14 protein-coding genes are annotated in these 18,646 nt (G+C 54.5%); 5 read left to right on the top strand and 9 right to left on the bottom strand.

Annotated features, from left to right (window positions below; translation table 11 throughout):
- Nucleotides 1-248: 248 nt before the first annotated feature.
- A complete protein-coding gene (locus BBD46_RS21330) occupies nucleotides 249-1,598 on the bottom strand; it encodes an MFS transporter (RefSeq protein WP_071403677.1) in 1,350 nt (449 codons plus the stop codon).
- 691 nt (nucleotides 1,599-2,289) lie between these two features.
- Here BBD46_RS21330 and BBD46_RS21325 point away from each other — a divergent pair.
- Nucleotides 2,290-3,456 (top strand): MFS transporter, encoded by a 1,167-nt coding sequence (locus BBD46_RS21325; protein WP_071403676.1) that lies wholly within the window; start codon nucleotides 2,290-2,292, stop codon nucleotides 3,454-3,456.
- Nucleotides 3,457-3,476: 20 nt separating this feature from the next.
- On the opposite strand, the gene BBD46_RS21320 is transcribed toward BBD46_RS21325, so the two are convergent.
- Nucleotides 3,477-4,610, bottom strand: coding sequence for an NAD(P)/FAD-dependent oxidoreductase (locus tag BBD46_RS21320; RefSeq protein ID WP_071403675.1), 1,134 nt, complete (start codon nucleotides 4,608-4,610; stop codon nucleotides 3,477-3,479).
- Between the two features lie 71 nt (nucleotides 4,611-4,681).
- Complete coding sequence (locus tag BBD46_RS21315) at nucleotides 4,682-5,941, bottom strand: M20 family metallo-hydrolase (protein WP_071403674.1); 1,260 nt, start codon at nucleotides 5,939-5,941, stop codon at nucleotides 4,682-4,684.
- A gap of 289 nt (nucleotides 5,942-6,230) precedes the next feature.
- Between BBD46_RS21315 and BBD46_RS21310 the strand changes: the two genes are divergently transcribed.
- The 3 genes from BBD46_RS21310 (at nucleotide 6,231) to BBD46_RS21300 (ending at nucleotide 11,661) form a co-directional block, all read left to right on the top strand.
- Nucleotides 6,231-7,511: an amidohydrolase gene (locus BBD46_RS21310; protein WP_071403673.1), complete on the top strand. Its 1,281-nt coding sequence runs from the start codon at nucleotides 6,231-6,233 to the stop codon at nucleotides 7,509-7,511.
- Nucleotides 7,512-7,722: 211 nt separating this feature from the next.
- Entirely contained in the window at nucleotides 7,723-9,066 is a 1,344-nt protein-coding gene (locus tag BBD46_RS21305) for a M28 family peptidase (RefSeq protein ID WP_071403672.1), read from the top strand.
- 996 nt (nucleotides 9,067-10,062) lie between these two features.
- Nucleotides 10,063-11,661: an N-acyl-D-amino-acid deacylase family protein gene (locus BBD46_RS21300; protein ID WP_071403671.1), complete on the top strand. Its 1,599-nt coding sequence runs from the start codon at nucleotides 10,063-10,065 to the stop codon at nucleotides 11,659-11,661.
- A 277-nt stretch (nucleotides 11,662-11,938) separates the two neighbouring features.
- Here BBD46_RS21300 and BBD46_RS21295 read toward each other — a convergent pair whose 3' ends face one another.
- A complete protein-coding gene (locus BBD46_RS21295; RefSeq protein ID WP_071403670.1) occupies nucleotides 11,939-12,439 on the bottom strand; it encodes a hypothetical protein in 501 nt (166 codons plus the stop codon).
- Nucleotides 12,440-12,552: 113 nt separating this feature from the next.
- Between BBD46_RS21295 and BBD46_RS21290 the strand changes: the two genes are divergently transcribed.
- A complete protein-coding gene (locus BBD46_RS21290; RefSeq protein WP_071403669.1) occupies nucleotides 12,553-14,085 on the top strand; it encodes a M81 family metallopeptidase in 1,533 nt (510 codons plus the stop codon).
- A 35-nt stretch (nucleotides 14,086-14,120) separates the two neighbouring features.
- Here the strand turns inward: BBD46_RS21290 and BBD46_RS21285 are convergent, their stop codons facing one another.
- From BBD46_RS21285 to BBD46_RS21265, 5 genes are all read right to left on the bottom strand, one after another.
- Nucleotides 14,121-15,218, bottom strand: coding sequence for an ABC transporter ATP-binding protein (locus BBD46_RS21285; protein ID WP_071403668.1), 1,098 nt, complete (start codon nucleotides 15,216-15,218; stop codon nucleotides 14,121-14,123).
- Nucleotides 15,215-16,276: an ABC transporter ATP-binding protein gene (locus BBD46_RS21280; RefSeq protein ID WP_216094838.1), complete on the bottom strand. Its 1,062-nt coding sequence runs from the start codon at nucleotides 16,274-16,276 to the stop codon at nucleotides 15,215-15,217. The genes BBD46_RS21285 and BBD46_RS21280 overlap by 4 nt, the downstream gene beginning before the upstream one ends.
- Nucleotides 16,277-16,278: 2 nt before the next feature.
- A complete protein-coding gene (locus BBD46_RS21275; RefSeq protein WP_071403667.1) occupies nucleotides 16,279-17,226 on the bottom strand; it encodes an ABC transporter permease in 948 nt (315 codons plus the stop codon).
- On the bottom strand, nucleotides 17,223-18,212 hold the full coding sequence (locus BBD46_RS21270; protein WP_071403666.1) for an ABC transporter permease: 990 nt from the start codon (nucleotides 18,210-18,212) through the stop codon (nucleotides 17,223-17,225). The genes BBD46_RS21275 and BBD46_RS21270 overlap by 4 nt, the downstream gene beginning before the upstream one ends.
- Nucleotides 18,213-18,230: 18 nt before the next feature.
- On the bottom strand, nucleotides 18,231-18,646 hold a 416-nt coding region (locus tag BBD46_RS21265), incomplete at its 5' end, for an ABC transporter substrate-binding protein (protein WP_253184619.1).

Genomic DNA, 18,646 nt, shown 5'->3' with positions numbered 1-18,646 from the left:
TCGTCACTGGGCCTTTGGTACGAGCTCGTTGTAGTAGTGGCGTTCACTTCCGACACAGTAGACGACAATGGTGTCTGAAGCAAACTCGAGTAACGACTGCAGAGAAGGGATGTTACGGAGAGGGTGCATAGAAGATTTCTGGGGGCATTGTATCCCTCCCTGCTCGTGCCTTCAGCGCTCGTTGAAGAAAGAGCATTGGCGCCTCGATTTAGGTAAACTAGACACACCAAGTACCTCGAACCGCTCTATCAGTCCGATCCTTCGGGATCGGTCCGAAGATCCGGGTCCGGCTCCGACTCCGGGACGTAGACCCAATCGGAATAGAGCAACGCGACGCAGGCGGCCGCCAGCACGGTTCCGATTGACATGACGAGATAGCCAGCGCGCATTCCGAGGTGCTCGAGTAGGTAGCCGATGAGGGTGGGAAACGCCGCGCCGGTCAGCGTCGCGGCCGTGAAGATGTAGCCGAACGCCCGCCCCTCGAACTCTGGCGGCGTGAGGTCGCTGATCAGCGCATCTCGAGCCGGGTTGACGCCGTAGAGACCGCCACCGAGGACGAACAGCACGGCGATCAGTGCTGCCGGGTGCAGGTCGAAGACGGCGAGTGCTACCATGCCGACGGTCGCGAGCCCCATACAGCAGACCAGCACAAGCCGCGAGTCGTACTCGTCACTCACCCCACCCAGGTACAGCTGTATCGCGGCACCGGCGAGCAATACCAGCGCGAAGTAGCCGCTGGCCACCGACTCGGCGCCGACGTGGACGCCGAAGACTTCGAACGAGTGGGCGTACACTGCGACCAGAAACGCCGGGAGAAAGGCGGTGATAGCGTGGCTCGTCGCGCCGCTCGAGACGAAAAAGACGTAAATCACGGTCATGGGATAGAGGAAGGTCCGCCGCTCTTCGCGGACCAGTTCCGTCGTCGTCGTCGGGTCGGCGTCGCCCTCGGTTCGCTGCCCGGACGGGACCGTCTCAAATTCGTCGCTGCGGAGCGCGAGAAAGAGAGCGGCCCCGTAGAGCACTCCCGCCGCACCGAAGCCGAGGATGATTCCCTCCCAGGACAGCAGGAGGATCAAGCCGGCGATGGCGGCGGGCGTTGCGGCGTCGCCGAGTTTCGACGAGGCGCCGAAAAACCCGAGGACCTTCCCCTTGTTCTGCTCGTCGACGTTGTCCGTAATCATCGGGTAGCCGGCCGGGTGGACGACGGCCAGTCCGACTCCGACAATCACCATCGCGCCGGCCATGGCGAGGAATCCGCCCTCGAAGGTGGTTCCGAGGATCGTTACGGTAGGGAGCGGCCCGCCGAGGACCGGCGCGAACGCGAAGAGGACGTACGCCGCGCCGGAGATCATGATCCCCGTCGGGAGGAGGTAACGCCGATCGATCCTGTCGGCGAGGACGCCGAGCGGCGCCTGAACGACACCCATCCCGATCGAGTACAGCGTGATCAACAGCCCCAGTTGCCACAGCGGGTACTCGAGTGCGACCGCGAGAACGGGAATGAGTGGCGGCAGCACGCGGTAGAAGACGTGCTGGGCAAAGTGCGCCGAACTGATCAGAAGCGCAAACTCGAGTTCCCGTTGCGACAGTCCAGACATCGGTCCTACGTGGCCGACCGTGTCCCTTGACTGTCTGTGTCTCGGCAAAAGCGTTCGATTAGTACTTCGAGAATCAGTGTCAGAACGCGACCAAGACTGGTAGAGATTAGTGTGGATATTCGAAGGCAGCTACGAGAAAACGAGGTCACTGGGGGAACCGTACGAGGTGAGACAATGAACTCGTCTACTGATCCCTATGACAACCGGCTTTTTGCGTCCTCTGTTCCGATTGGCAATCCGTTGTCCGGTAACGGTAGTCGGCACAGCACTCTAGTTTTGGCCTGCTGCCGACTCGAATATGGTAACTTGATAGGCAATGCCCGAACGAGAGCCTCCGATAACTCCGCTCCACACACTCGAGTACGCACCCTGAATGTTAGCTTCTCTGACATTATACGGCGATATCGATACGACGTCTGCCGGTTTGAAATTCGGACTCGTTGAATCGAACCCGATCGACGAGGTCGCGACCGACGACTACGGGCTCGCGGGGTTGTGCAGCCCATCAGAACCGTACGGTTCTGAGGACGTTGCTTCAGAGTGAACCACTCCTAGTGTCTTCGAGCGAAGGTATGCGCTTGAGATCTATATCGCGTCCCCGTGAGCATGTCCCACCGACTCAGCATTGTTCGCATTCGTTTTGTCTTGCCTCAACCACAATGGTTAATCGAATACTATCGTGTGTGGCAGTATGGCGACTCGTTTCTGGCGACTCGTCTCACAGGTAACCATCTGGCACATCGCAGCGAGCATCTGCTACTACGCGGTGTACGCCGGCACGCCGTTGTTTCGCGACGCGTTCTCGCTCTCCGGTGTGTCCGTCGGGTTCGTCATCACCGCTTTGACACTCGGATACGCCATTTTTCTCCTCCCGATCGGCGTCGTGACGGACAGATTCGGCGAACATCGAACGCTCACGGTTGGGTTGATCGGACTCGCGACCGGCGCGCTGCTGATCGCCATCGCACCAACGTATGGGCTGTTGCTAGGTGCAGCGTTCGTCCTCGGGTCAATGTACGGTACGGCGACGCCGGGAACGAACAAAGCCATCTTCGACAACATTCAGCCGGAACGACAACACCGAGCGATCGGTATCAAACAGATTGGGCCGACGATTGGCAGCGCGATCAGCGCGCTCCTCGTCACCGGTCTCGTCGGGATTTTCTTCTGGCAGATCGGATTCCTCATCGCCGCGGTGACCGGCTTCACCACTGCGATACTGTTTTATGTCACGTATCAAGGGGCCAGCACGACCGTGGCTTCGTATCCGAATTTCCGGGCGCTCATCGCGAATCGCTCGTATCTCCTGCTCGTCGCTGCGGGGGTCTGTATCGGTGCTGGATTCTACACGACGACGGGATACACGGTGATGTACGTTGAGGATTCTGTCGGCGCGGCGGTCGCCACCGGCGGCCTCATTCTGGCCCTTTTACAGGTGTTCAGCAGCGCCGGGAAGGTGGTGGCGGGATGGCTCGCGGACGTCTTACCGGGTGACCCGCGGACCCGAATCGGTTCGATTCTGGCGGTGCAAACGCTCGTTGGCGGCGTCCTCTTTTTCGCCATCACGATGCTCAGCACGCCAATCGGCGCCGGAGTCGTCTTTTCGGCAGTCGGAATCTTCGCGCTCGGATCAACGGGGCTGTACTACTCTTGTATTTCGACGGTTGTCGCAGACGATGACATCGGTGCCGCCTCTGCCGTCGGCCAACTTGCAGCGACGACGGGTGGCCTGATCACACCGCCAGTGTTTGGGTATCTGATTGACACAGTCGGCTACGATGCGGGCTGGATGCTTCTCGGTATCCTTTCGTTGATCGCAACCGGACTCGTGATGGTCGTGATCATCGTAGACGGGTGATTCCCTAGCGGAGTTCCTCGTTACTTGGTTTCCGACGAGTCCTCAAACCGAGTCACTGAGAAGCGATCCGGAACGCTTCCCGTGTCGGCGATGCGGTCAGCAACGAGCTTTCCGCTGTAGGGTCCAATCATAAGCCCGGTCGCACCGTGCCCGGTGGCGAGAAATGCGCCGTCGATATCTGGGACGGCTCCGAGCACCGGCATCCCGTCCGTGCAGACGGGACGGAGTCCGACGCGGCGGTCCACCACGGTCGCATCGGCCAGACCGGGCGCAACGCGCAGCGCCTCCTCCAGCACTTCGTGGATGCCACCGGCGGTTATCCGCGGCTCGAAACCGACGCCCGCTTCGCGAGTCGCGCCGACCACGAGCCGGCCGTCCGGCCAGGGAACGATATAGTGGTGGCGGAAGGCCTTCACAATCGGCCACGTTCCCGTGTCCGCATTCGGGTGCTCGAGATGGACGATCTGCCCGCGCTTGGGCGTGACCGGGATTTCGACGGCCAGTTGCTCGCCGAAAGAAGAACTCCACGCGCCGCCGGCGATCACGGCGTGCTCGGCATCGAACCGGGACCCGGAAGCGGTTTCGACACCGGTGACCTGGTCGCCGTCGATTCGGACCTCGGTCACGTCACCGGTCATCGTCGTGAGGCCGTGTTCGCGCCCCGCGTCGCGAAGCGCACGGGCGAAGACATCCCCGTTGACGCGTGCAGCCCCGGGATGGTGGAACGCTCGTTTCGGTTCGGCGAGCGGCGGGAATCGGTCGACGGCTGCCGCGGGATCGAGTTCGTCGACGGGAGCCAGGTCGCTCTGCCGGGAATCGATTCGCGCGACCGTCTCGTCGTAGGACTCGAGTTCGTCCGTCTCAATCGCGACGGCGATGGTTCCCAGTCGGCCGTAACTCGTGTCGCTATGCCCCTCGCGCTCGAGTTGGGAGACGAGTTCCGGATAGTATCCAACGGCGTCGGTGGCAAACTCGAACCAGTCGTCGTCGGCGGTGCGGCTGCTCGTGGCGGCCGAGATCACGCCCGCGCCGGCTGTGGTTGCTCGCCCCTCGTCGTTCCGATCGAGCAGTACTGTGTTGACTCCCGCTCGAGCCAGGTGGTAGCCGATGGAGGAGCCGACGATACCGCCACCGACGACGACTGCATCGTACATGATGTGTTGAATGATATCTGTTACCAATCAAAGACCTTCGGGTTATTTGGCGGGAAGCCCCATCTGTGGGTCTACGCCGACCGTCCCCCGCTGAGTGCGGCAAGTGCATCGGCGAGTACCTGCGTACACTTTGCGCAGTCCTCCCAGTCGGTCCACTCGAGAGGATTGTGGGAGATGCCGTCTCGCGAGGGTGCAAACAGCATCCCGACATCGGTCACCCGTCCGACGTGCATCGTATCGTGACCGCCGCCGGACGGCAACTCGACCGTCTTTAGCTCCCGTTGCTCGCTCGCATCACGAAGCGCCCGCACGCAGCGCTCGTTCATGTGTGCCGGCTCCGTCGTCCGGTAGCGCTCGAGGTTCCCATCGAGTTCCCGTTCCCGTTCGATTCGAGCGACGGCTTTTCGAGCGCGGTCGACGAGCTCGTCCATCACCGCCGTGTCCACGTCGCGGATATCCACGCTGAGTCGCGCCTCTCCGGGAATCACGTTTCGTGCGCCGGGTTCGACGTCGATCTCGCCCACCGTCGCGACCGCAAAGGAACTCTCAGTCGCTGCGACTTCTCGAGCGGCGTGTTCGACCTGTTCGACGAATTCAGCCGCGGCGACGAGTGCATCGGTTCGGCCATCCATCAGCTGCCCACCGGCGTGATTCGCCTCCCCGACGAACGTCACGCCGCAGTTCGTTAGTCCCGTAATCGCGGTCACGATCCCGACCGGAGCACCGGCGTCCTCGAGCGTCGTCGACTGCTCGATGTGCAGTTCGAACCAGGCGTCCCAGTCGCTCGCATCGAGGCGATCGGTGCCGCGAAACCCGATCGCCTCCAGGTGCTCCGCCAGCGTCGTTCCCGACTCATCCTCAAAGGCGAGCGCTTCGTCCACCGACCGCTTGCCCGACGCGACCGACGAGCCGAGGAGGCCGGTCCCGAACCGACCTCCCTCCTCTTCGGTAAAGCTGACGACGTCGATCGGTCGGTCGGGTTCGACGCCGGCGAGTTGCATTGCTCGGACGGACTCGAGTGCAGCGTACACGCCGAGTGGCCCGTCGAAGATACCGCCGCGCGGAACGGAATCCAGGTGACTGCCGGCCGCGACCGGTGCAGCGTTCGTATCTACGCTGTCCGGGATCCACCGACCGGCGATGTTTCCGACCGGGTCGATGCGAATATCGAGTCCTAGTTCGTCCATCCGTTCGACCAGATACTCCCGGGCGTCTCGATCGTCACTTGAACCGGTCAACACCGTCCGCCCGTGGCCCTCGTCGGCACCGACGCGGCCGAACTCGCCGTTCGCGAGCAGGTCGTCACGAAGTCGCTCTGCGTGTACATTCATGCCTGTTGATGACACGCGGACCTCTATAAGAGTCACTGGCGTGTTTCGCCACGTGGTGTGTGCCTCAGACGGCGTAGTTTATCAGGAGCAACCCCGTCGCCATCCGAATTTGTGCCCAAATTACACAGAGACAGGGGGCCGCTGCAACGTTTCGAATGGCGGGAGAAGCGGACATCAAGTACTACGGCATTCACACACGTCGTATTGAAGGACGACTCGAGCAAGCGTTCGCTGCGTCTGTGGTCTATCACAGTGAATCTTTATAACGGTGGATATGTGCTCATAGAGCATGCCAAAAGCCATGGAGTTGTCGCTCCCAGAATTGCGCCGTGAACTGCACAAGTATCCTGAAGCGGGCTGGAAAGAGTTTCGAACGACAGCACTTGTCGCAGAAGAACTCGATAACCGCGGATATACTCTCCACCTCGGTACCGACGCACTAAACACCGATGAGCGACTCGGTGTCCCTTCAGATGACGAAATTCAGCGAGCGCGTGACCGTGCGCTTGACGAAGGAGCTCCTGAAAAATACCTTGCGGAGATGGGAGATACGACTGGGCTTGTCGCGGAGAAAACGTTCGGTGATGGCAGCGGCCCGGTCGTCGGTGTTCGCGTTGACATGGATGCACTCGAGATGACCGAAGCAAGCGACCCAGAGCATCGACCAGCTGTCGAAGGGTTCGCCAGTCACCATCCGAACGAAATGCACGCCTGTGGCCATGATGGCCATACGACTATCGGGATCGGGATTGCTCGAGCGCTCGAGGCTGTGAATACTGTTTCGGGAAAATTACATCTATTTTTCCAGCCAGCAGAAGAAGGGGGACGAGGTGGGTACCCAATGAGTAAAACAGAACTCATATCTGACGTTGACTATATGCTTGCTCTCCATCTCGGCCTTGGAAACGAGACAGGAAAGATCATTGCAGGGTATGACCGCCCGTTATCGAACTCTAAGGTTGATGTTACGTTTTCCGGTAAACCCGCACACGCCGGAAAAGCACCAAACGAGGGACAGAACGCACTTCATGCAGCAACAACAGCAATACAGAATCTCTATGGAATCCCCCGTCATGAGAATGGCATAACACGTGTTAATGTCGGACAAGTCCATTCACCAAACGCGCAAAATGTCATCTCTGACTGTGCTGAAATGCGTGTCGAGGTTCGTGGTGAGACAGCAGCGATAAACGAATATATGTCGGATTCGGTTCATCGAATCATTCGGCATGCTGCCGGAATGCACAATGTCGAGTACGATTTGTCTCTGTATGGGAAGACGACTTCGTTTACTGCAGATGATGAAATCGTCTCAGAAGTGGCTACTGCCGCTCGTTCGTGTGACTCAGTGACGACAGTAGTCGACCGAGACCAGATTGGTGCCAGCGAGGATGCGTCTTATCTTATCAAGCGTGTGCAAGCAACTGGTGGCAAAGGAACCTATATCGGGATTGGTGCGAGCAATCCGTCCGGACACCATACTTCGACGTTCGACTTTGATGAAGAGGCACTTGACGTTGGAGTGGAGGTAGTCGTTCAAACGCTCCATCGAATTATGAACGCTGAATGAGGGATACACGCGGGATTCTTATGTTCCTTGCGGTCTTATTGGGAATATATACTTTCCACTGCTGATGAAGATACGATTGTTATCCGGGAATTCTCGGTGCATGAGCCGCTGTGTTTCCAGAAGAACGAGTTCGGTAAATGACAGTGAGGTCAGTAGTTGTCTGTCTTTCCGCTTTCCTTACATTCATTTCCTGGGATGATGCGAATCCGGTATGCCACGGCTACCAGAATCCGTTCTTGGAGATGCATATTCGAATACGAACGCGTGGGACACCCTCATTGACCTGGTCGAGGTTGAAAACCGAATGGCAGGTCAGGCAGGTGAACGCGAGGGTGCTGACGTTATCGTCGACGCCTTCGAGGACGCCGGGCTGAACGAGGTTGGTATCGAAGAGTTCGAAATACCTGGTTGGTGGCGCGGTTCCTCCGTGCTCGAACTCCCGGACCGCGACAAGCACTATAACGCGCCACATCAGCTCTTCGCTCTGCCGGGCTGTACCGACGGAACCGTCGAAGCGGAACTCGTCGATGTTGGTCACGGGACGGGCGCCGAGTTCGAGAACACGGATATAGAGGGGAAGGTCGTCATGGTTTCGAGCGATGTACCGGACGACTATGACGGCTGGCTCCACCGAATGGAGAAGTACGCCAGCGCTATCGAGGGCGGTGCCGAGGCGTTTGTGTTCCGGAATCACGTTGCGGGTTGTCTTCCGCCGACTGGCGAAGTGGGTTACCACGCACGGCCCGGAGAACTCCCTGCTGTCGGTATCAGTAAGGAGCTAGGCGCCCGTCTTGAACGCTACTGTGAAGAGGGGCCGGTGCAAGTAACACTCTCGGTTGACTGTCGGAACGAACCAACGACCTCGCAGAACGTCGTTGGCGAACTTGGTCCCGATACGCAGGAGGAAGTCTGGGTCACAGCACACCACGACAGCCACGACATCGCCGAGGGAGCAAACGACAATGGCGTTGGAAGCGTACTCGTCGCTGAAATCGGTCGGCTGCTTGCGCAGATGGAAGCCGATCTCGACGTTCGAACTCGTTTTGTTACCTTCGGCTCCGAGGAGATCGGTCTCCGTGGTGCGTATCATGCGGCAGACACCGTCGATGTCGACCGCGTGAAAGCCATCATCAATATCGATGGCGCAGGTCGGTCTGGAACGCTTCACGTCCGCTCTAGCGGGTTCAGTCCGGTCGAGGAGGCGTTCCGTGACGTCGCTGCTGCGTTCGATGTCCCGCTCCAGACAAGCGATGATGTCAGTCCACACGGCGACCAGTGGGCATTTGTTGAGAAGGGCGTCCCCGGGGTAATGGTCAGTTCAGCGTCTGACGAACAAACCGGCCGCGGGTGGGGACACACTCATGCGGACACGCTCGATAAACTCGACAGCCGAACACTCCGTGAGATTGCAGTACTGATCGCTGAGGGAACGCTTGCTGTCTCCGAACCGGAGCGAGAGATTCCACACAGAGAACCCGAAGCTGTTCGCGATGATCTTTCGGATAGCTACGTCCGGGAGCTGAAGGTTGGCAATCGCTGGAACTACGAAAAGTAAAGCCAGATACGATTCCGAAACTGACTGTTGCCGATTCGCGACTGTTTTTTATGCCTGGACGACGGGCATTCGACAATGAGTACCGAACGCGATCCAATTGACGCAGCCGACGAACTCCTCTCGTACCTGGAGCGAGATTCCGATGTCGTCTATGCCGAGACAGGAGCCGTTTTCCGCCGGCGACGGACTGCCACGTTGGATACAACACGGTCCAATACAGAGAACGATGCTGAGACGACTGGAGTCTGGTGTCGGGCATTTGCCAGCGGATCCGCAGGGTATCGGTTCACATCTGTGCTCACCATTGAGAGCTTGCAGGACACCGCCAACCGAGTGATACAGTCTTTACCCATCCTACTTCGGCCACTCAGACGTCCCGGCTGTCGTCAACTACTACCGATTCTCTACCAGCTGGTGGGAGGTAATCAGTCAACACCATCTATTTTGGTTGACAGAAATACCGGTGGTAGTTTGCACCTTTCCGTAACAGCCGCTTCAGCCAACCACCAATTTGACACATAGATCGGTAAAGGTCAACCTGACAATATGCGCTGGGGTATCCTATGGGGTGGTTGTCGAGTCCAACCGGTACAGCATGCCTACCATAGCGAGTACAATAAGACCAGGCACGAAGTGGACGTCAGGAGGCATAGCCCCTTACACCTTAGAAATTGATAGAGGGGATGAAAGAAGACGGAACAACAATCTCTCCCACGCATTTCCATTCTTATTTTATCATACTTTAGATATAACATTTATATTTTCGTATAGCTTGTAGACAAGCACATCCGCCTTCTCAGGAAAGTAAGTACCATCTTTTCGATTATCTGCTGTTATCCCATCTCCTCTCCAAAACAGTTGGATGAGTGTCTCTACGAAAATTTCGCTAGATTCTAATACATTATTTGTACTATCATATGTTCATCTTAGCGACGCTGAACTCGAAGTTTGCCGAATTACACATATTTTTGTAATTTCTCCTGAACTATGGTGAGTATGTGCTATGATATCATTCTCAAAAATGCAAGAATCGTTGACGGAACGGGCGCTCCGTGGTTCAGAGCAGCAGTCGTAGTCTGCGATGGTCGTATTAGTGCGATCCACCGTGGTAAAAATATCCCAGATGCAGAAGATGTGGTTGATATCAAGGGGAATGTTGTCTGTCCAGGATTTATTGACTCCCATTCTCATTCTGATTTACAATTATTTGAGGATCCAACGCTGGAACCAAAGCTACGGCAGGGAATTACAACGGAAATCCTCGGCCAAGATGGCTTCTCAATGGCACCGATTTACCGTGAAGAAGCTATTGACGCGTGGGAAGATCAGATCAGCGGTCTCGCGGGACGGATGGACAAAAAATGGGACTGGGTCAGTACCGAGGAGTACCTGAATACAATTGAGGAGACCCAGATTGCCCCGAATATCGCAACGCTCGTCGGCCACGGAACTGTGCGATTCAGCGTGCTTGGTATGGAGGCCCGTGAACCGACCGAGAAAGAACTGGATGAAATGGCTGACCTTGTTACAGAGAGCCTCAAAGACGGGGCTATCGGTCTTTCTACTGGACTCGTATACACGCCTCAGTATCATGCGACGACTGAAGAGGTCCGCCGACTGGCAGGTCAACTAACTCCGTTTGAACGCCCCCTCATCGCTCATATCCGGAGCGAACGCTTCGAAATCTGGAATGCGTTTGATGAATTCATGGATATTGGTGCAGATGAGGATATCCCGCTTCATCACTCCCACTTCAAGGTAATTGGCCCGCCTCTGAAAGGGAAATCTGACATGGCCACTCAACTAGTAACTTACGCACGCGAACGTGGTATTGACTATACCGCCGATGTTTACCCGTACAGAGCTGGGAGCACACGTTTGATGGCGGTGCTTCCACCATGGGTAAAGTCGAACACTCTCGAACGTATCCTGGAAGACCTACAGACCGATTCAATCCGCGATAAAATAAGAAAAGATATTGAGGAGCGCCGACTCGATGATTGGCATAACCCTGGCGCCTACGTCGGATGGGATGCCATTGAAATCGCTAGCACAAAGTCGGACAGTGACAGTGTTGTCGGAAAGACTATTGAACATATTGCCAACGTACGTGGCACGAGTCCAGTCGAGGCTATCTGTGATTTACTCGTCGAAAACGACTTAGAAGTCACAATGATTCTTCACCAACTCGACGAGGCCGATGTACGTACTGTATTACGTTCTGATCACACTTGCATCGGAACTGATGGTATCTTTGGCAGTGGCAAGCCCCATCCGCGACTTTACGGGACATATCCCCGTATTCTTGGCAAGTATGTCCGAGAAGAAAGCATACTTTCACTTGAGGAAGCAGTTCACAAGATGACTGGGCTTCCTGCCCGGTTCATGGGCCTGTACCGAAAAGGAATCTTACGTCCCGGATTTGACGCTGATCTTGTCGTGTTCGATCCGCAGGTAGTGGGATCGGATGCGACTTATGAACATCCTCAAAGGTCTCCGAATGGCATCTCGCACGTACTAGTGAACGGAAAGTTCGTTGTCCGTGACGGCGTGGTTACTATGAACCGGCCAGGTACTGTTATACGCGCTGACTGACAAATAGTTCTCCTAGCTATAGTATAAAGTAAATCACAAGAACGATGATTGAATATAATCCGGTTCCATATACGAATAATTCTGGATCTACTGACGTTGTGTAAAACAGATACAGGAAAACAGGATATGGGGCGGTAAAAACCAGGGTGACTGCCCATGTCCACTGTCGCACAGAAAGTCCCATTCGTTGCCGGAGACGTTCATGTATTGGGGTATCCTTTGTCATTGATTAACAGATGATGTACACTACATGTACAAAATATTATCGACCTCTCATTCACATGAGATAAGCATTTAAGATACGCATGTTTTTACCAAGTCCATCGACGACTTTATTATGATTCTCCAGGGCTTTTCGTGCCCGGTTAAAATTAGGTTCGGGATCAGCCTCAACGTTGTCTGGGTTGCCAGCTTCAACCGTTTCTAAATTCTGCGTAATTTTCTCAAGCGCCTGTTGGACTGCCTCGACATACTCCAGAAGGAACTCATTGTGTCGTGAGAGTTTTTCTATAGCCTCTTCGCGGTGTTGTACCGCTTGATCGACGTTCAGAAATTCAGACTGATCGATGAGCGACCCGATTTCTGATTGTTCTGCTTCGAGATATTCTTTTAAAGTCTCCAGACAGTCCTGTTGTCTGGCGATCGCTTCACGAGTCTGATTGAACTGAGTACATTCGCCTTGTTCGTAAGCGCTGAGTTCCTCCTGAAACACTTCACGCCGCTTACGGTCTTGTCCAAGTGATTCCTCGGTGGTCTGAACTATTCTCTCGAAGCTCATTACACGAAACCTGTTATTAGAGTCTCTTTAACTTTTGGTCAGACTGAAGGATACTGTCCGAGAGGATAACCTCTTTCCATGGAATTATGTTTGATAGACTAAATCAATCTAGTATGGCAACAGAGACTGTGCTAGTAGGTAGCATCTCTCATGAAACGAATACATTTGCAGATGGACAAACTACCCGAGAAAATTTCCAGAATCGGCGAGAATATTTCGGTGAAGACGTTTACAAAGAACTCCGCGATACCAACACTGGTGTCGGGGGTGTCATCGAGATCACAGAGGAGGAAGAGATTTCCCTCATTACGTCTCTCGCTGTTAGCGCAACACCAGGTGCAACAGTCGCACGCGAGGCTTTCGAGTTCTATCGCGATCGCCTTCTCAGTGACATTCGGGAATATCAAGATGAAATAGACGGTATCATTCTTCCCCTACATGGTGCGATGGTTGTAGAAGGAAGGGACGATGGAGAAGGGCCTCTTGTATCGAGTATCAGAGAGATAGTTGGTGATGATCTGCCGATCGTTGTAACACTTGATCTCCACGGTAACGTGACCGATGAACTTGTCGACGAAACAGATGCAATTGTCGCGTATGAAACATACCCTCACGTGGATATGGCTGCCACCGGCCGCCGCGGGTTTGAGATACTAATTGAGACAATACGGGGGGACTGCTCGCCAGTAATGCACATTGAGCGGCCTCCACTAAGCCCGGTAACTCCGACGCAGAACACGCAAGAGGGGCCGATGGCGGAACTTATGGAATATGCACGGTCGATAGAGGAGCGTGACAAGATAGTGAAAGTGAACGTATTCCCTGGATTCAGTCGAAGTGATGTTCCGTCGATGGGATTCTCAGTCCCTGTTATCGCAGATGGTGACCCTGCAGCCGCGAAAGCTGCCTCTCGTGACCTTTCGGAGAAGGTATGGGAGGTGCGAGAGGAGTTTGTCGGCGATTTCTTGAAACCGCCGAAAGCCGTCACAGAAGCAAAAGAAAAAGCGGCGGACATCAGCGACGATGATGGACCAGTCGTACTTGCGGATGTGGGAGACAACCCTGGTGGCGGTGGTGCTGCCAATGGGACAACCATTTTGCGAGAACTAATCAAACAGGAGGTAACCAACGCCGGAATGGCGATCATCCGTGATCCAGAAGTAGTGGAAGAGTGTATCCAAACCGGAGTTGGAAATCGCGTCACCGTTACTCTCGGTGGGAAGACAGATGACAGACATGGTGAGCCAATTAAGGATCTCGATAGCTACGTAAAAGCAATTACAGATGGAGAATTCCTGAACTACGGTCCAAAGGGGACCGGTACAAAGAACTATCTCGGTCGTACGGTTCGTCTACAGTGTGGAACCAATGACGAAATCGATGTCATTGTCACAGAGAATCGGCATCAACCAGCGGATACCGAAATCTGGCGTCATGTCGGTGTTCAGCCCGAACGGTTTGATATACTCGTTGTCAAGAGTACGAACCACTACCGTGCAGACTACGAACCTCGAGCGAGTCACGTGATACCCGTTGACTCACCAGGACTCGCAGCGATGAACCCGCGTCAGTTTGACCATCAAAATGTACACCACCCTATCTACCCCATTGACAATCTGAGCGCTGAAGATTATCCAGACTGGTAACAAGTGGTGCCGACAGTAAAACTGAAAATAAGAATTTAGTTGTTTTCTGTTACACTGGTGTCTACATAGTCGTCTGGAGCACCGGCTTCAGCTGGTGCCTCCGCCCGGTACTGTTCCGCGAATCGTTCTTGGTCCTCATCCTCGTAATGGAGATGACAGGCGACCGATTTACCTAATTCCTCGTTCGCCAGTAGCGGCGGGTCCACATAGTCACAGACCTCACGGTGTTCCGGGCAACGATCCTTAAACCGACAGCCGCTGGGAAGGTTGATTGGATCAGGTATTGAGCCACGGATCTCAACATGTTCTCGGTTCGCGAAGGGATCCGGTTCGGGCGCAGCGGAGATCAACGCCTCGGAGTATGGGTGAGTCGGATTCTGAATGACTCGCTCTGTTTCCCCGAGTTCAATAATTCGGCCGAGATACATGATCCCAATACGGTCACATACGTGTCGGAGCAACGAGAGATCGTGACTGATGAATAAGAACGTGACACCGAGTTGTTCGTTGAGGCGTTTCAGGAGATTGAGTACCCCTGCACGGATGCTTACGTCAAGCATCGAAACAGGTTCATCGGCGAGAATAAAGTCTGGGTCAAGGACGAGAGCGCGTGCGATGGCAACGCGCTGTTTTTCTCCGCCGCTGAGCTGATGCGGGTACTGATCAAGGAACTTTTCTGGCGGCTGGAGTTCAGCCTGTTTGAGGGTCTCGACGACCCGTTCCCGTCGCTGTTCGCGGGTTCCGATGTTATGGATTTTCAACGGTTCAACGACGGCATCAAAGACTGTTTTCCGTGGGTTGAGACTTTCGAACGGATCTTGGAAGATAATCTGAACATCACGTCTGAATTCCTGAAGTTCAGAGCCTGAGATGTCTGTAACGTCTTCACCTTTGAAGCGTATTGTTCCACCCGTCGATTCGAGCAATTTAATCAGGGTCTTTCCAGTCGTTGTTTTTCCACAACCAGACTCTCCAGCGAGACCAACAATTTCTCCCTCACCGATACTCAAGTCGATACCGTCAACCGCGCGGACTGCTTTCTCCTCCTTGCCAAGAATTGACGAGAGTAGTCCTGTCTCAACAGGGAAATGCTTCTCAAGTCCGTTGCATTCAAGCAGAGAATCCCCGGTCATAGCTTCCCCTCCTGGTGCCATGCTTCACGTTTATTAGCAAGCTCACGAAGTTCCTCGACGTCATCGTGCCGATAGCAGGCTGAGTAGTGGTCATTGTTTACCTTCTCTAGGGGTGGGTGAGTTGTCCGACACTCTTTCTCTGCGAACGGACACCTATTCACGAATCGACATTCTTCAGAGATTTCTTTTAGGTCGGGTGTGCTCCCAGGAATACTGATGAGGTCCTGTTTTTCGCCTGAGAGCGTTGGAAATGCGTTCTGGAGTCCGAGCATGTATGGATTGTATGTGTCACCGAAGATTGATTTCAGGTCGCCATACTCCATCATTTTTCCGGCATACATGACACCAAGCCGGTCGCATGTTTCTGCAACGACGCTAATGTCATGTGAGATAAGGATCATCGAGATGCCAAGATCCTCTTGTAATTCTTTGATCCGCTTGAGGATTTGGTCTTGCACAATGACGTCCAAGGCCGTCGTCGGCTCGTCAGCGATGATGAGGTCCGGGTCTAACGACAACGCCATCGCGATATAGGCACGCTGTTTCATTCCACCACTGAACTGATGCGGATAGTCATCCATCCGTTCAGGGTCAAGTCCGACGAGTTCGAACAGTTCCGCGACGCGCTCACGCGCCTCATCAGTAGAGACATCCCTATGTGCTTGAATTGATTCAATTATCTGACTAGAAATCCTATGGACGGGATTGAGTGCGTTCATTGCACCCTGACTGATCAATGAGATATGTTCCCAGCGGAACTCGTTAAGTTCCTCGCGGCTGAGACCAGTGAGGTCTACCCCTCGATACCTGATATCTCCTTCGACGACTTCGCCGTTGTTGGGTAAGAGTCCCAGCAATGATTTCGCGACAGTACTTTTTCCACATCCGCTTTCACCGACGAGACCGAAAATCTCGTCTTCACTCACACGGAAGCTCAGGTCGTCGATCGCGCGCAGACTACCCTCGCTTCTTGTGGTGTACTCGATGGAAATCCCATCGACTTCAAGCAGCGGTTCGTTCTCCTGTGGTTCGAGCCGTGCGGTGTGTTGCATACTCATGATTATCTACCCTCCCGTAGCTGCGGATTCGCAATTTCTTCGTAACCTCGACCGGCGAGATACGCACCGAAGACCACCAGTGTGATACTGAGTCCTGGCGGGATTGACCACCACCATGAGGTGGCGAATTCCTGTGTCACGAACGACCGCTGGAGCATTGTCCCCCAGGACGAAAGGGATGGGTCACCGAAGCCGAGGAACGAAATGCTTGCTTCAGCCGTGATTGAGTAGCCAACCGCGATTGCGGCGTACAGGGCGCTCAGCGGGATCACGTTCGGGAGGATGTGAATGAACATGATCCGGAAGTCACTGGCACCAGACGCCCTCGCGGCCTCGATATACGGTCGCTCTTTCAACGAAAGCACCTCTGAACGGATAACCCGTGCAGTAGACAACCAATACAGCAGTGCGACGCCGAATAAAATGTTCCAGATGCTTCCGCCCAAAATCGTCGCCAAAACGATGACGAAGGGGATGAACGGAAGTCCGTAGAGAATGTCGACGAGCCGCATTATTAGTTCGTCGACAAGACCACCATAGTAGCCCGCGACCATTCCAACAGCTGTCCCGATACATGCAACCATGAACGCGCCCACGAGGCCAACGAACATGGCCACTCGTGTACCATAGATTAGCTGGGACAAGACATCGTGACCCGATTCAGTCGTCCCAAGCGGATGTGCCATTGATGGTGGATGAAGTGATTTCCAGGAGCCATCATCAGCTATGATCCGTTCAAAGGGCTCGTATGGGGCGATGATTGGTGCGAAGATAGCGAGGATCATATAAAATATCAGGATCCCCAGCCCGAACACCGCCATTCGGGATTGCATGAATATCCGACCCTGTTTTATTGCGCTTTCCCGCAGATTTTCAAGGAACCGACGCCATCCAGTAGAGGCTACTGACTCTACTGATTCGGATTTTTGGCTGCTGTCTGTCGTTGTCACTGTTGCTCACCTCCAAGTTTGACGCGCGGATCAAGATACGTATATGCGAGATCTGCAAAGAAATTCATTGTGATTACAATTGCGGATAGGATGAAGAACGTCGCTTGAGCGAGCGGATAGTCGCTTCGAAGCGACGCATCAACCATTTCGCGACCGAGTCCTGGCCACGAGAATACGGTCTCAATCAAGACCTGTCCTCCGATAGCGAAACCGATCGCGATTGCAAACGCCGTGACGACCGGCAAGATTGCATTGCGCGCTGCATGCCAGATCACAATTCGGCGTTCGGAGAGTCCCTTCGCCTCAGCCGTCTCGATATAATCTTGTGTGAGGACTTCTAACACGTTGTTCCGCATGAGTAATAACGGAAGTCCCGTATAGAAGAGACTCAGGCTGAATACCGGGAGCACGAGATGGTAAAGGAAGTCAAGTGAGAGGAATTTCTCGAATTGGGAATCATAAGTTGCGGTGACACCTCGCATCCCGCCTAGCGGGAACAGTTCGAGCTGGAACGCGAACAAGTACAGTGCAACCATCCCGACCCAGAAAACCGGCATCGACCGGCAGAAAAGGACGAGAATCATCTCGATACGCTCGAGCTGCGAACCGCGAAGCCAACCCATATGCGCACCGAGGTACGTTCCGATCGAATAGGAGATCACATAGGCTGTTAACATCAGGGAGAGCGTATTGACTAATCGGTCTCCCACAATGCCAGTAACGGGACGTCCATAGTAATAAGAGACACCAAAGTCAAGCTGGATCACATTAAACATATAAAGTAAATATTGCTGCCACAACGGTTCATCGAGGCCATACATCTCAACAACCTGTTCCTGCACTTCTGGTGACATTCGGGGATCCTGCACGGTCGCCATCGGATCACCCGGTACTAACCGAAACAGGACAAAAAGGACTGAGATGACGATAAACAACGACGTCACCATCAGGGCAAATCGCCTGAGTATATATCTTTTATTAACCATGTCTAATAATTTATATATTTACAGATCATGCTCTTCCCGCCGTTCTTCGACGGTATCCATTCGATCCTCAGGGTGATATATGTTATAGTTAGTGTCCCACTCATATCCGGCATCCTCGAGGATTTCGAGCGCGGCGTCCTCTCCAGGACCGAAGGTAGGTGAATCCTCAGTGTACCAGAACTCCAGGTTCGGGTTGATCGGACTAGTTGCCGGTTCACCGTATCCATCGTAGATTTCGTTAATGATTGTCTCGGTATTCCCTTGAATCAAAGCGTTGAGTGCCTGCCGGAACTGGATGTCGTCAAGTGGTGGCTTCTCGACATGTTGTGAAGTCCGTTGCCGCCCGTCATCGCCATGGGTGACCGCATCCAGGTGATCCGCCTCTTCGATCGTTTCTTCGAGACGCTCGAAGTCACCGAACCAGTAGTCGAGGA

This window comes from Natrialba sp. SSL1 (assembly GCF_001861355.1).
Classification (GTDB): domain Archaea; phylum Halobacteriota; class Halobacteria; order Halobacteriales; family Natrialbaceae; genus Natrialba.
The sequence above is the reverse complement of the archived record's forward strand: the minus strand, read 5'-3'. Positions and strand labels throughout refer to the sequence as shown.